Annotated in this window: 13 protein-coding genes; 9 read left to right on the top strand and 4 right to left on the bottom strand. The window is 36.5% G+C overall.

What is annotated here, in order from left to right:
- Nucleotides 1-281: 281 nt before the first annotated feature.
- The 8 genes from BLV62_RS27580 to BLV62_RS27545 all read left to right on the top strand — a co-directional run bounded on the left by BLV62_RS27580 (nt 282) and on the right by BLV62_RS27545 (nt 8,428).
- Complete coding sequence (locus BLV62_RS27580; RefSeq protein WP_089766264.1) at nt 282-1,139, top strand: vWA domain-containing protein; 858 nt, start codon at nt 282-284, stop codon at nt 1,137-1,139.
- Between the two features lie 17 nt (nt 1,140-1,156).
- On the top strand, nt 1,157-2,308 hold the full coding sequence (locus BLV62_RS27575) for a hypothetical protein (RefSeq protein ID WP_089766262.1): 1,152 nt from the start codon (nt 1,157-1,159) through the stop codon (nt 2,306-2,308).
- Between the two features lie 3 nt (nt 2,309-2,311).
- Nucleotides 2,312-3,325: a protein kinase domain-containing protein gene (locus tag BLV62_RS27570; RefSeq protein WP_089766261.1), complete on the top strand. Its 1,014-nt coding sequence runs from the start codon at nt 2,312-2,314 to the stop codon at nt 3,323-3,325.
- 2 nt (nt 3,326-3,327) lie between these two features.
- The gene (locus tag BLV62_RS27565) at nt 3,328-3,897 is read left to right on the top strand and encodes a phospholipase D-like domain-containing protein (protein WP_089766259.1); all 570 of its coding nucleotides are present in this window, start codon (nt 3,328-3,330) and stop codon (nt 3,895-3,897) included.
- Nucleotides 3,898-3,899: 2 nt separating this feature from the next.
- The gene (locus BLV62_RS27560; RefSeq protein WP_089766257.1) at nt 3,900-5,702 is read left to right on the top strand and encodes a protein kinase domain-containing protein; all 1,803 of its coding nucleotides are present in this window, start codon (nt 3,900-3,902) and stop codon (nt 5,700-5,702) included.
- On the top strand, nt 5,703-6,311 hold the full coding sequence (locus BLV62_RS27555; RefSeq protein WP_089766255.1) for a hypothetical protein: 609 nt from the start codon (nt 5,703-5,705) through the stop codon (nt 6,309-6,311). It abuts the gene before it with no gap.
- A complete protein-coding gene (locus BLV62_RS27550) occupies nt 6,292-7,695 on the top strand; it encodes a DUF4407 domain-containing protein (RefSeq protein WP_089766254.1) in 1,404 nt (467 codons plus the stop codon). Before BLV62_RS27555 ends, BLV62_RS27550 begins: the two co-directional genes overlap by 20 nt.
- 178 nt (nt 7,696-7,873) lie before the next feature.
- Entirely contained in the window at nt 7,874-8,428 is a 555-nt protein-coding gene (locus BLV62_RS27545; RefSeq protein WP_089766252.1) for a DUF4256 domain-containing protein, read from the top strand.
- Nucleotides 8,429-8,437: 9 nt separating this feature from the next.
- On the opposite strand, the gene BLV62_RS27540 is transcribed toward BLV62_RS27545, so the two are convergent.
- Entirely contained in the window at nt 8,438-8,767 is a 330-nt protein-coding gene (locus BLV62_RS27540; RefSeq protein WP_089766251.1) for a TfoX/Sxy family protein, read from the bottom strand.
- 191 nt (nt 8,768-8,958) lie between these two features.
- Here BLV62_RS27540 and BLV62_RS27535 point away from each other — a divergent pair, with 191 nt between their 5' ends.
- A complete protein-coding gene (locus BLV62_RS27535; protein WP_089766249.1) occupies nt 8,959-9,873 on the top strand; it encodes a ketopantoate reductase family protein in 915 nt (304 codons plus the stop codon).
- A 250-nt stretch (nt 9,874-10,123) separates the two neighbouring features.
- On the opposite strand, the gene BLV62_RS27530 is transcribed toward BLV62_RS27535, so the two are convergent.
- The 3 genes from BLV62_RS27530 to istA are packed head-to-tail and all read right to left on the bottom strand — an operon-like array spanning nt 10,124 to nt 12,874.
- Entirely contained in the window at nt 10,124-10,531 is a 408-nt protein-coding gene (locus BLV62_RS27530) for a hypothetical protein (RefSeq protein ID WP_089766247.1), read from the bottom strand.
- Between the two features lie 36 nt (nt 10,532-10,567).
- Entirely contained in the window at nt 10,568-11,305 is a 738-nt protein-coding gene (gene istB, locus BLV62_RS27525) for an IS21-like element helper ATPase IstB (RefSeq protein WP_089764737.1), read from the bottom strand.
- Nucleotides 11,306-11,329: 24 nt separating this feature from the next.
- Entirely contained in the window at nt 11,330-12,874 is a 1,545-nt protein-coding gene (gene istA, locus BLV62_RS27520) for an IS21 family transposase (protein WP_089764738.1), read from the bottom strand.
- Nucleotides 12,875-13,052 lie beyond the last annotated feature (178 nt).

The following is a 13,052-nucleotide window of genomic DNA, read 5'->3' as shown; positions in this document are numbered from 1 at the left end:
GCAAGGGTAAGCGCTTATAATAACGGTTTGATTGATGCTTTCTGTTTGCCGCATTGATTATAGCACTGGGTATTACATCTAATATTTGAGATAATACCGGCTGTCCGGAAAAACTTTTATTTTCGCCCATGGTAATTTTAAGTGTGGTAACTCAAACTTACCAAATTGGGCGGTTCTTCGGAACTGCCTTTTTTCATCCTAAAACATTATTTTAGTCGGACAATAGTGTTAGAAAATATATTTTGATAAATTTGAAATTTAACTATAAAACAGAATAAATTATGAGTAACAATTCAAAACAATGGAGTTCAGCAAATCCTGGTTACATAATTTTTCTCATTGACCAATCAGGTTCTATGGGAGAAGATTATACAGGAGGAAAGAACAAAGCAGAGTTTACCTCTCTGGTTATCAATAGAACAATTAATGACTTAATTTTCACTAATAGTGCTGGAGATAAAATCAAAGATAGAGTGTTTATATCCCTTATTGGTTATGGTGGAAAAGGTGGTAATTCAGTAGATGATATTCGTTCTGACTATTTAAGTGCTTTTGCTGATAGTCCTTTAAGAATTGAGAAAATAAAAAAGAAAGTTTCTGACGGAGCGGGAGGTTTAGTTGAAATTGAGGAAGAAATGGCTATGTATGTTGAACCTACTTGCCCACGAAATGGATTAACACCAATGGCAGAAGCTCTTGATTTTGCAAAGCAACTCATAGAAGGTTGGATAACTAAAAAACCTGACAATCCTGCACCTGTAATTATAAATGTTTCGGACGGAATGCCATATACAGGAAGTAATCCAATAGACGATATTGAAAAAACAATATCAACCGCAAACAGTATTATGAATATCAATACTGGAGATGGAAATCCTCTAATTTTCAATGTTCATTTAGGACAACCACCATTCAACGAAACAAAGTTTTCCTCAACTGAAAACGAAGTTTCAGACGAAGAAGGGAAAATACTTTTCAAAATTTCAAGTAAAGTACCTGAAACATATCGTGAAGCCGCAAGAAAACACGAATTTGTAACAGACGTAGATTCAAGAGGTTTTGTTTCAAATGCTGGTCCCGAAACTCTTATTAAGTTTATCAATTTTGGTTCATCTGGAGGAACAGACAGAATTATATAAAAAATTTAGCGAGGTTAATGAAAATCAAAATAAAAGGATTTATAACAAGTAAAAAATCGGAACTATATTCAGATTGTGCAGATAATTATGCTGTCAACCGAGAGCATAATAAGTTTGCTATTTCTGATGGTGTTTCAAAGTCTTTCTTTCCCAAAGTTTGGTCTGATATTTTGGTAAAAAAATACGTCAACCAAAAGGATTGGAAGAACGAAGAATTTATCATTGAATGTCAAAAAGAATGGCAATCCAAAATAGATGAAATTGTAAATCAACCCGAAACCAAATGGTTTACAAAATCTCAATACAACCGAAAAGACCCAGCTTTAGCTACGTTTGTTGGATTACAATTTATTGAATCTGAACAAAAATGGATTGCACAAGCGTTGGGAGATAGTTTTTTGTTTTTCATTCCCAAAGATTCTAACAAAATTGAAATCCAATTATCAAGCAAGGTAGATCCAATCGTATTTGACAATTTCCCCGATTATTTTTCAAGTATTTCTATTCACCCACAAAAAGGTAAGGTGAAAATTAAAGAAAGACCAATGGTTGAAGGAACTTTCTATTTGATGACAGATGCACTTGCTGAATGGTTTATTCAAGATACAGAGCAAGCAATCCAAAAGCTCAAAAATATTCAAAATCAGGAACAATTTCTTGTTACGATTGAAGATGAAAGAAACACGAACCGTCTAAATGATGATGATTCAGCTGTTTTGATAATTGATATAAGTGATGATAACAAGAAAGAGTTTACCTATTCTGAACCTAATGAAGTAGTTTACTTATCTGATCTGATTAAAAAGGAAACAGAAGAAATTGAAGAATCTAAAAAAAAAGAAACTTCTTTGTCAGAATCTTCCTCAAATTCAAACACAGAAGAAAATAAATCAGAACAAGAAGAACCATCAAAAGATGATAATCCAGTAAATGAAACGACCAAAGAGATAGTAGAACAATCAACAGAAATTGTAAAATCTAATGACACCATTTCTGAAACTAATAATGACGAGGAAACTAAATCTAATGAAACTGAAAATTTGAAGGAAGAATCAACGGATAACAGTAGTAATATTTCCGATGAAAAACAGGAAGAAAAATTGCCTGAACAGACACCAAATGAAACTACTGATAATCCAAAAACTAAATCAATTTTTGATAAATTCTAAAGTATGGCAAACATTTATCCTTCAAGAACTGATATAGTTACGGCAATGCGAAATCCGCAGGTTAGCTTTAAAGCAAACGAACTAATCGGAGGAACTATAATTCAAAAAGGCTCTCGTGTCATTCAATATCCAGGAGGCTACACAACTGTTTTCCCTTTTAATACAGTAAATGGAGAAAAAGTTGCTGTTCGCTGTTGGATTGCAGATATTGGAGATGCCAAACGCAGAAGTCAAGAAATATCAACTTATTTGTCGGCTCTGAATAATCCATATTTCTGTAATTTCAATTATTTGGAAGATGCCTTGCTTATCAATGGTAACATCTACCCGATTGTGCTAATGGATTGGGTTGAGGGAAAAACATTGAAAGATTTCATCAATGATAATATACATTCTAATCCTTCTACAATTTCTAAAGTTCGAGACAACTTCAAAAATATGGTTGCCTATTTTCATCAGCAGAATATTGCTCACGGAGATTTGCAACACGGAAATATTTTGGTTAATCCCGATTGTAGTTTAACAATTATTGATTACGATTCAATGTATATTAAACCGCTTGAAGGAATGACTGATTCAATTAAAGGTCTGCCCGGTTATCAACATCCATCACGGTCTGCAAACAGGTTTGTAAATCCTAAATTGGATTACTTTTCAGAATTGGTAATTTATTTATCCTTGCTTGTATTTGAAACCCAACCGAACCTATGGCAAAAATATTATGAAACCGAAGACTTGCTTTTTTCAAAAGAGGATTTTGCTAATGCAAACCACTCATTTTTAATCAATAGTTTATCACAATCCAATAATCAAACAATTGTGGATTTGACTAATAAATTGAAAGAACAGTTATCGAAAAATGATATTCAACAATTAGAGCCATTAGAAAATCTTCTTATTGATAAACTTGAAGTTATCAAAGACAATATTTTTGACAAATTCGATAAACAGCCCAATCCGCCAAGTAAAAAAGAAGTTAAACTTCCTGATGTAAACAACATAACGAATAAGTTTTAACAATGACGGAGGTTTACTTTGAAGATATACACAATCAAATCATCAGTCAAATTTCGGCTTCAAACAAAAGTCTAAAAATTTGTGTTGCGTGGTTTACAGATGTTGAAATCTACCAAAGCATTATTCAAGCTCAAAACAGAGGTGTTCAGGTTTATATCATTGTAGCAAATCACGAGTTCAACAAAAATTCCCGAGTTGATTTTAAAGAATTGTTGCAAAATAATGGATATGTAGGATATATCGGCAATATCAATGATGGTGCTAAAGACAAACTTATGCACAATAAATTTTGTATTGTTGATGATTCTACAATTATTACAGGTTCATATAATTGGACATTTAAAGCAAGATTAAATGATGAAAATATCATCATTATTAAAAATCAGCCTACTGTTATTGCTCAATTCAATAACAAGTTTGAAAGTATAAAACCTCAATATGGTTTTGTTATTAAAGGAAACGAAGTACAACTATTGCCAATCGAAAAAATAATGGCAAAATGGGACAAACCAAAAGAAACAAAGGAACAAATAGAAGGAAATAAAGCTAAATCAATTTTCGATAAATTTTAAGAATGTCAATAAACAAACAAGATATAGTTACCGCCATTTTAAATTCGGATACTTTTTTAAAAGTACCTGAATTAAAAGGAGCAAAACCAAGAATAGAATCCACTGGTAAACCCTATGCTTTTGCTGGTGGCTTTAATATGGTGTTTCAATTGGAACATCAAAACAAGAAATGGGCATTTAGAGTTTGGCACGTTCCTATGGGAGAACATACAGACCGTTACCGAAAAATATCAAAATATCTTTCTGAAAAGAAACTACCCTATTTTGCTGATTTTATCTATGATGAAAAAGGAATTTTAGTTAATGGAAATCTACTCGATACTATCCGAATGGAATGGCTCGATGGAAAATTGCTAAAAGAGTATATTGAAGAAAATTTAGGCAACAAAAGCAAACTAACCAAACTTGCTGGTGATTTTCTGGAAATGTGCAAAACCCTGAGAGAAAACAAAATTTCTCACGGAGATTTACAAGAAGGGAATATTTTAATTGACCGAAATGGAAATATCAAACTTGTAGATTATGATTCTATTTGTATCCCTGAAATTGAGGGTCAAAAAGAATTAGTTACAGGATTAAAAGGTTATCAACATCCCTCACGTTTTAAAGCGGGAAAAGCGTCTTTAAAAGCGGATTTTTTTTCAGAATTGGTAATCTATCTTTCAATACTTGCTTTTTCTGAAAACTCAAATTTATGGAACAAGTATCAGGTGAAAGATACTCAATACTTATTGTTTACTGAAACCGACTTTGAAGATTTTGCAAATGCTGAAATCTATAATGATTTACAAAAGCTATCTAATTCTATCAAAAGTCTGACAAGAATTTTGAACAGCTATTTATCAGAAAATAATTATCTAAATCTTACGTCTTTTGAACATTATTTAAAAGCACCTAAAATAATCAATTTTGGCTCGAATGAAAAGGAAGTTCTAAAAGGGAAAGCTATTGAATTATCGTGGAATATTGAGAATTATGATAAAATTTCAATAAACAATGGTGTCGGAAATGTAACAGGAAAGCATTCTATTTCTGTTTCGCCAACCAATACAGCTACATACAAGTTACTTGCAGAAAATGCCTTTGATAAAACAGAAAATGAACTATCCGTAACGGTTCTTCCACTTCCAAAAATTAAAGAATTTCGTTCCAAACAACAAAAAATAGAATACGGAAAAGAAACACAATTAGTTTGGGATATTGAAAATGCAGAAAAAGTAGAATTACATTGGTTGGGAAATATGGCGATTATTCCAAATAAAGGAGAGAAATTCATTTCGCCTACGGAACACACCAATTACAAAGTAATTGTTACAGCATTAGACGGAATTACAAAAGAAGAAAAAGAAATTACGATTCAGGTTTTCAAAAGAGTTGAAATCAAATCATTTGTTTCAAATTTGGAATTTGTGGTTGAAACTTTACCTGTAAAATTGAGTTGGGAAATTGATAACGCTTCGAGTATTACATTGTCCTCAAATATGCAGGCTGATATTGATGTAACAGGAAAAAGCGAAATTGAGATTTCACCTAAAAGGACAACTTTTTTTTATCTGAAAGCTAATAATGAACTGTTTTCCGTAACCAGTTCACAAATAAAAATTGAGGTACAAAATATTCCAACATTCAATCCGAGTATTATCCCAAGATTACCTAATGGAAAGGATTTAATCCCAAGTTTTGAACTGGATTTTAAAGGATTGTCAGAAACAATTCTCAATGAATCTCAAATCAGTTTTCAAACTGCAATGAAACCGACAAAAAGATTCAATATTCTAAACTCATTACAAAAAATACTGAAATAGATGAGTACGAAAATTCAACAAAAACTTTGGAAACTGGCAAATTATGATTGCTTTCTAATGGAATACTGTCCTGTCTTGCACAATAAAATTGCAGGAATAGGAATATTTTTCTTGTTCCAAATGCTGATTGTTTTTGCTTCCGTTCTTACGAGTTACAAAATATTTATTTCGAGCTATTTAATTTTAGGTTATCTCGTAGCTACATTAGCAACTTTCATTTTTTATAAATGGATGAAGTTTTTGAACGAAGTTCATCATACCAACCCAAAAACAGGAATATTCGTAACGCAATTTTTTATCAATTTAATTTTTGCTTTGATACTTGCTATCCCTTTTTGCTTATTTCTTTTTGAACATCAAATACTATTTCAACTTTATTTGAATACAGGAAAAATGGCACTTGGAAACTTTGAACAATTATGGTTAATGCCTTTGGGTTTATATAAAAGTTGGTTTGTAGAAACAGAAGGAAAAGTAGTTTTATTCATTTGCATAGCCATATTGATAGTGATAGCATTTGTTTTCATTACGCCCTATTTTTTAATTTTTAAAAACAGAAAATCTAATTACACTTTAGTTAAACAGAATTATGAGCAAAACTTCTACTAAAAAATATAAATATTCAAAAATCCAGTATTTCTTTTGGTTATTGTCAGGAGCAGAAATCAGTATTTTAAAAGATTGTCCGACAGATTATAACAGACAAGCAGGAATAGGATTTACCATTTTTATGACCACTTTATTAGCTTTCTTTTCAGGAAGCTATGCAGGTTATTATTTTGGAGAAAGTTATTTGTCCGCTGGAATATTCGGTATTATTTGGGCTTCTTTAATTTTCAGTATCGACAGAAGTATGGTAGTTACATTAAAGAAAGACCCAACGAAAGAAAAACAGAATTTTTGGGCAGCTTTTTTATCAAGAGGTGTTTTGGCAATTTTAATTGCTTTTATTATCTCTATTCCTTTGGAGTTGTTGATTTTTAAGGAAAATATTGATTTGCATATGGACAAATATAAACTTGACCAAGTTTATTCTGTTCAACAAGCATCTAAAAGAAATGAAGCAATATCCGACAAACAACGCATTTTGAGTAATGACAGTCTTGTATTGGGCAAAGTTGAAACACAGCTATCACAGGGCGAACCAAAAGGAGACCCAGAATATGATAGACTGAAATCTGAAATGCAAAATAAACAAAATGATTTTGACGCTCTTAGCAGAAGATTAAACACAGCCCGAACAGAAGCAAATAGTGCTTACAACAATGTTCCAACATATTATGATTATAGTAGTGAAAGTTATATAAAAAATAGAAACTCTCAACAATGGAGAACTTATGAGAATAAACTCGCACAAAGAAAACAAGCACAAGATAATCTAAACAAATTCGACAGAAAGGGATTAGATGATTTAAAAAAACGAAGACAAGAGTATATTGACAATTGGATTGCTAACCTCAAAGGAGAACAAAAAAGACTAAATGACAACATTGTACAAACAAGCACTTCTATAAACAAAGGACTTGCTACAGCTGATACAGCAAAAAATGAATTTCAAGACAAAATCAAAGATAAAAAAGGGTTTGTCTTGCGTTTTATGGTTTTAGAAAATTTGGCAACACCAAATAATCCTGAAATTCCAGAAGGAGCTACAATTTTTATGTTGTTATGGTTAATCAGAATACTCTTTTTTACGATTGAGATTTTACCAACCATTGCTAAAATAGCAACACCAATTGGTGCTTATGACAGAGCTATTTACAGAAAAGAAAAAGACTTAGAACTCGAATTAGAGGAAAGAACATCTGAATATCTAAAGCAACAAAAAACACTTCGAGATATTGAATATGAAGCAGAACAAGAGCAAACCAAAGAACGCACACAAATAGAGAACGGTTTACATAAAGAATTACTTACCGAAATTGCAAATGTTCAAAATAAAATAGCAAGAGAGAAAATTGAAGAGTTCAAGAAAAAGCATAACGCTGATTAGTTTTTAATTTCTTTAATTAAGTTATAAATTAAAGACGTATATTTACTATGAGCTAACGGAAACACGTTGAAAAGCAAAGCAATAAGCACCTTTACCAAATCGTTACCTGTCTTTTTTGATAATCTTTATAAAAGCTTAGTATTCAACCTATACAGCTTTTTCCTGAAAACTTTAAAATATGAAAGCCTTAACAGCAACTGAACGAGAAGAATTCCTCAAAATATTGAAGGCCCGTTTTGAAAAGAATATGAACAGGCACAAAGGTCTCGATTGGGCAAAAGTCCAGGCGAAGCTGGAAGCTAATCCTAAAAAGCTCGCCATACTCCAGGAAATGGAAGACACCGGCGGAGAGCCTGATGTAATTGCTTATGATAAGAAAGCCGACGTATATACGTTTGTAGATTGTTCGCCGGAAACGCCGAAAGGCAGGCGCAATCTCTGTTACGACCGGGAAGCCCTGGAAGCCAGGAAAGAGCACAAGCCAGCCAACAGCGCAATGGATGTGGCTAAAGAAATGGGAATAGAAATATTATCGGAAGAGGAATACAAGGCCTTACAGGAACTGGGTACCTTTGATGCTAAAACCTCCAGCTGGATAAAAACACCGGCGGATGTAAGAAAGCTGGGCGGAGCGCTGTTTTCAGATTATCGTTATGGAAGGGTGTTTGTATACCACAACGGCGCACAGTCGTATTATGCGGTGAGAGGTTTCAGGGGTTCCCTGAAAGTATAACCCTGCAGGTTATTTGATTTCCTTATTATATGCTAAACACAGGTTGAGCCAATATTCAAAGTCTTTACGTGACTTGAATCCTTCCGGTTCAACGTAACAATACCCGTCCAGCTGTTTATTCCGCATGATCATGGGTAAAAAACCGGAGCGCTCAGCCAGTGTTTCAGCCATTGCAGGATCGAAGCGGCACATCAGGTTGTTGCCGCTGATATTTACACACATTTTTCCATTTACCAGGAAAGCTAATCCTCCGAACATTTTCTTCTCTTCAATTTTCAGTTTGGGAAATTGAGCCAGGTATTCTCTTACCCTGTTGCTCAGGTTGATGTCAAATGCCATAAGAAAATTACTTTAGTGGTACCTGCAATTTACGAAACCTGGCCGGATGTATCCTACTATGCCCATGTGAACGCAACATTTACTAACAGTCATGGCTATTTTGTTTAACTGGTATATAAAAATATACCTTTCCTGTACCAGTTATTATTCTGGTTTTTTGAGCACCTTTGCAGGAAAGCATCTGACCGATCATGAAAGTATATATCATAGGCTATGGAGCCATAGGCAAAGCGCTTGCGGTATTTTTAAAGCGGGAGGGCAGGGATGTAACCCTTTTGCGTGGCCGGAGAGGAGAAGGCGCAAAGGGAGAGGTGCCTCTCAACATAACCATGCCTGACGACACGGTACAGGAAGCTGCGGTTGAGGTAGCGACCCTCGACGCGTTCGGCGAATTGGACGGGGTTGTTGTACTGGCCAATAAGTCTTTCGGCAACCGGCAGCTGGCGCAAAGCCTGGTTGATAAAACCGGCCATTCGCCGCTGGTGATCCTGCAAAACGGGTTGGATGTAGAAGCGCCTTTCCTGGAAGCTGGATTTAAAGATGTCTATCGTTGCGTTTTGTTTGCGACGGCCCAGGTAGAAGATGAAATGATGGTACGGTTTAAACCGGTGGCGGCTTCGCCAATCGGGGTAATTGAAGGCTGGACAGAAATCTTGTCCAAGGTTGTAGAAACGCTTTCTACTCCTTCTTTTCAATTTAATGCGGAGGCTTCGATACAAGAGGTGATCTGGAAGAAAGCGATTGTTAATAGCGCATTCAATTCAATTTGCCCGTTGCTGGAAATAGACAACGGGGTGTTTTACAGGAATGAAGAGGCGTTGGCCATAGCCAGGCAAGTGATAGAAGAATGTTTGCTGGTGGCGAAGGCCAAAGGGGTGCAGCTGGAATTAGGGGAAGTCTTAAACCTGTTATTGCAGATCAGCAAATCGTCTGACGGCCAGTTGATCTCAACTTTGCAGGATATTAAAAAGCATCGTCCAACAGAGATCGATACGCTGAATATGGCTATTGCGGCGATGGCGGATTCTATGAAGATAGGAGAGCGGGTTGCGGTTACCAGGGCATTGGGAAAGTTGATAAAGATAAAGGAGACGGTTAATTTGTAACTTTTTTATGGGCGTCGCTTGATACAATTGCAGTTTTAGAGAGCAATGACAATGGATTCCGGAACGAAAAAAATAAACAGGGTCACCAGGTTCCTGGTAACCCTTTATAGTACTATTGTAGTTCGGTGAACCTTTCCGTGAAACGCCAAACCTAAGCCTCTGCTTCTTAAAACCCGCATCGATCCAAAAATTCTTTGCCCCTTCTCTGCGTCTTTGCGTGGAACCTCCGGATAAAAGTCATCAAAAATCATCAATATCCATATTCCTGCTGTATCCGCGAGGAGATCGTGGTTCCAACCTGGTAGCCAATAGCAATGCTGGCAGCCATTCCTAATTGATCCGTCCAGTTCTCTGCAAGGAACCGGGCTTTATAAATTTCATCAGAACTGCATCTGCTCAATGAAATAGCAATTCGACCCCGGACCTGACCTGTTTCGTCATGTATTATATGACTAATAGTTTGCCCTTTCAGCATTGCTTCGTCTGTAGCACAGGTGAATGCTCCTATAACGGTATCCGCTACCTGTAATCTCCCATGCATGAAGCCTTTCGACGCAGGAGGAAGATAACCGATATCAAACAGCCTGTCTACCTGTCTATTTCGGTGATATTGGGCCAGTGATTTCGGCGTCATTGGGCCAATTATTTCGCTAGTCATTGGGCCACTTTCCGATTACAATTATATACAATTCATTTAAGATTCCAATTTCTTTTTTCTTCTATAGGATTCGCCCGTTAACTCCACTCTATGTGAGGAGAATGTAACCCTGTCAAGAATGGCATCTGCGATAGTACTTTCACCAATTAGTCCATGCCATTTTTCCACCGGTATCTGCGTAGCTATTATCAGAGATGCGCTGTTGTAGCGATCTTCTATGATATCCAGAAGTGCCGTTCTTGCCTGTTGATCTATTGAAGTTAAGCCAAAGTCATCAAGGATAAGTAATTCCGCTCTTTCAATCCTTTTAAGCAACTTGTGGTAAGTACCATCCAGCCTAGCTATTTTTACCATATCAAAGAACCTACCTGTGTTAAGATAGAGCGTCTTATATAGCATCTGACAAGCTTTTACTCCGATACATTGCGCAAGGAAGCTTTTGCCACAACCAGCAGGACCTGTTAGGATTATGTTTTCCCTACGGTTTATGAAGCCCAGTGAAAGGAGTCTTTCAAACATATTTCTATCAAGGCCTCTGGAAGGGGTGTAATCAATATCAGTGGCTGCAGCCTTTTCCTTGAATGAAGCCTTGTAGATAAGATTATCAATATTCTTATTCTGTCTGGCCTCCCATTCTGCATCGATGATGGTTGCCATGAAGTCATCCAGACTCATTTCACGGTAAAGATTATCACTCAGACTACTCCGATAAAGCTCAGCCATGATCATCATACGCATCTTGCGCATTTTTTCGATTGTTGTGTTCTCATTCATATTATCATTTTTTAATGTTGTATGCTATCTGTAGATCGAGGCATCCCGTAGGTTCTCATGCATAGGGATATGAAAGGCCTGTTGTACTTCCTCTTCCAGGGTATCAAGTTTATTTTTAAGGATATTAGCTATCGTCTGGTAAGATGATTTATGATGCGAAAGACCTCTTTTGCATGCGTTTTCAACGCGGGAAGCGCTATGGGTTTTCACAAAAGCAAGTATTCCCTGTGCCTGTTTATACCCTAGTTCAGGATAGCTGTACTGCGCAATTAGTTGGCGGATATATTGCTGAGCATATGGTCCAACAACTGCGGCACGTTGTTCAAAATACATCGGGCTCCAGTCGTTATAGGCCTGATGTGAAGAAGGCATATGATCTCCGATGGTGGTATAGTTCCCAGGTCGAAAGCTTCGCTGATGCTTGGCTATACGCTGAAAGTTATAAAAGACCTCCACGGTGTCCTTGTTATATTGGACTTCTACATGATGGCCGATATAACGGTGAGGTACACTATAGTAGTTTCGATCAGGACTCAGATATACATGTGATATCTTCTGCACTTTTGCTCGTCTAAAGTACCGCAAGTTATAGGTTGATACAGGTAGTGGGCTTAGGTGCTCTTTTTCCAGATCAATGAATTGGCTCCTCCTGGTAGAGCCTCCATGCGAGAACAAATAATCATTATATAACACCAGCTGTTCTGCTATAGCTACATTAAGTTCTTTCAGACTAAAGAAGGTCTGCTTGTCCAGTGGGTAAAAAATACGCTGGTAGACCAATGTTACGCTACGTTCTACAAGAGCTTTATCCTGTGGGTGATATGGACGGGCAGGATCTACTACACAACTATGGAAGAGTGCAAAGTCTGCAAGTGTTTTGTTGATTTCTGGAGCATATTTGGAGCCTTTACTAACGGCTGATTTAAGGTTGTCAGATACAATAGCTTGCGGTACGCCACCAGACCACCTGAGACAGCTGTCAAGGCAATCGATAAAGTCTTCACGTTTTTGGCTGGCAACGGCTTTTACAAACGTATATTGACTGCAGGGATAGACGGCAACGAAGATTTCAACAGGAATAACCTCTCCAGTAATCCTGTCCACATAGGCCATTTTTTTGCCTGTAAAGTCTACGAAAAGTTTTTCGCCTGCTTTATGCTCAAGTTTTCCCGAAGCTTTGACCTTGCCTCTCCATTTTCTGTAATGGGTGGTAAACTGGGTATAGCGATAGCCGTCAGGATGTTCAAGAAGGTAGTTTTGCCATATCGTCTGCAAGGTAGCTCCGGGTCGCTTGAGCTCATGCTGTATCTTGCTGAACTGAGATGACAGGTGTTCATATCGTATCTTTTCGGTTTGGTCATCTTCGGTAAAAAGATCGTGAAGCTTGGCATCATCCATAGCTAGAAGTTCAGCATGATCCAATTCCAGCACCTTAAACCGCCTAATATAGCTATCCACCGTTTTGCGGTTGATGTTCATTATCTGGGCAACCTTACGGTTACTAAGTCCTTTTTTCTTTAGAAGGATCAGTGTTCTAAGTTCCATTTTGTCTTTCCGTTGTCCTGCCATGCTGTTGTGATATGTTTATACAACAGCAACTTAAGCAGTTTAATGGAAAGTGGCCCAGTGACCTCCGTTTTCTAAATAAGAATGGCCCAACGACCTCCGAAATTCAGGAGATTTTTTGGCCCAGTGACCTCCGAAATAATTGGCAAATAAAACCGAATTAACTGGCCCATTGACCTCC

The organism is Chitinophaga terrae (ex Kim and Jung 2007) (assembly GCF_900107795.1).
In the GTDB taxonomy this organism is placed as follows: Bacteria; Bacteroidota; Bacteroidia; order Chitinophagales; family Chitinophagaceae; genus Chitinophaga; species Chitinophaga terrae.
The sequence above is the reverse complement of the archived record's forward strand: the minus strand, read 5'-3'. Positions and strand labels throughout refer to the sequence as shown.

Coding starts and splice junctions, on each gene's coding strand:
- BLV62_RS27580 (WP_089766264.1), top strand. CDS start 282: ATGAGTAACAATTCAAAACAATGGAGTTCAGCAAATCCTGGTTACATA.
- BLV62_RS27575 (WP_089766262.1), top strand. CDS start 1,157: ATGAAAATCAAAATAAAAGGATTTATAACAAGTAAAAAATCGGAACTA.
- BLV62_RS27570 (WP_089766261.1), top strand. CDS start 2,312: ATGGCAAACATTTATCCTTCAAGAACTGATATAGTTACGGCAATGCGA.
- BLV62_RS27565 (WP_089766259.1), top strand. CDS start 3,328: ATGACGGAGGTTTACTTTGAAGATATACACAATCAAATCATCAGTCAA.
- BLV62_RS27560 (WP_089766257.1), top strand. CDS start 3,900: ATGTCAATAAACAAACAAGATATAGTTACCGCCATTTTAAATTCGGAT.
- BLV62_RS27555 (WP_089766255.1), top strand. CDS start 5,703: ATGAGTACGAAAATTCAACAAAAACTTTGGAAACTGGCAAATTATGAT.
- BLV62_RS27550 (WP_089766254.1), top strand. CDS start 6,292: ATGAGCAAAACTTCTACTAAAAAATATAAATATTCAAAAATCCAGTAT.
- BLV62_RS27545 (WP_089766252.1), top strand. CDS start 7,874: ATGAAAGCCTTAACAGCAACTGAACGAGAAGAATTCCTCAAAATATTG.
- BLV62_RS27540 (WP_089766251.1), bottom strand. CDS start 8,767: ATGGCATTTGACATCAACCTGAGCAACAGGGTAAGAGAATACCTGGCT.
- BLV62_RS27535 (WP_089766249.1), top strand. CDS start 8,959: ATGAAAGTATATATCATAGGCTATGGAGCCATAGGCAAAGCGCTTGCG.
- BLV62_RS27530 (WP_089766247.1), bottom strand. CDS start 10,531: ATGACTAGCGAAATAATTGGCCCAATGACGCCGAAATCACTGGCCCAA.
- istB (WP_089764737.1), bottom strand. CDS start 11,305: ATGAATGAGAACACAACAATCGAAAAAATGCGCAAGATGCGTATGATG.
- istA (WP_089764738.1), bottom strand. CDS start 12,874: ATGGCAGGACAACGGAAAGACAAAATGGAACTTAGAACACTGATCCTT.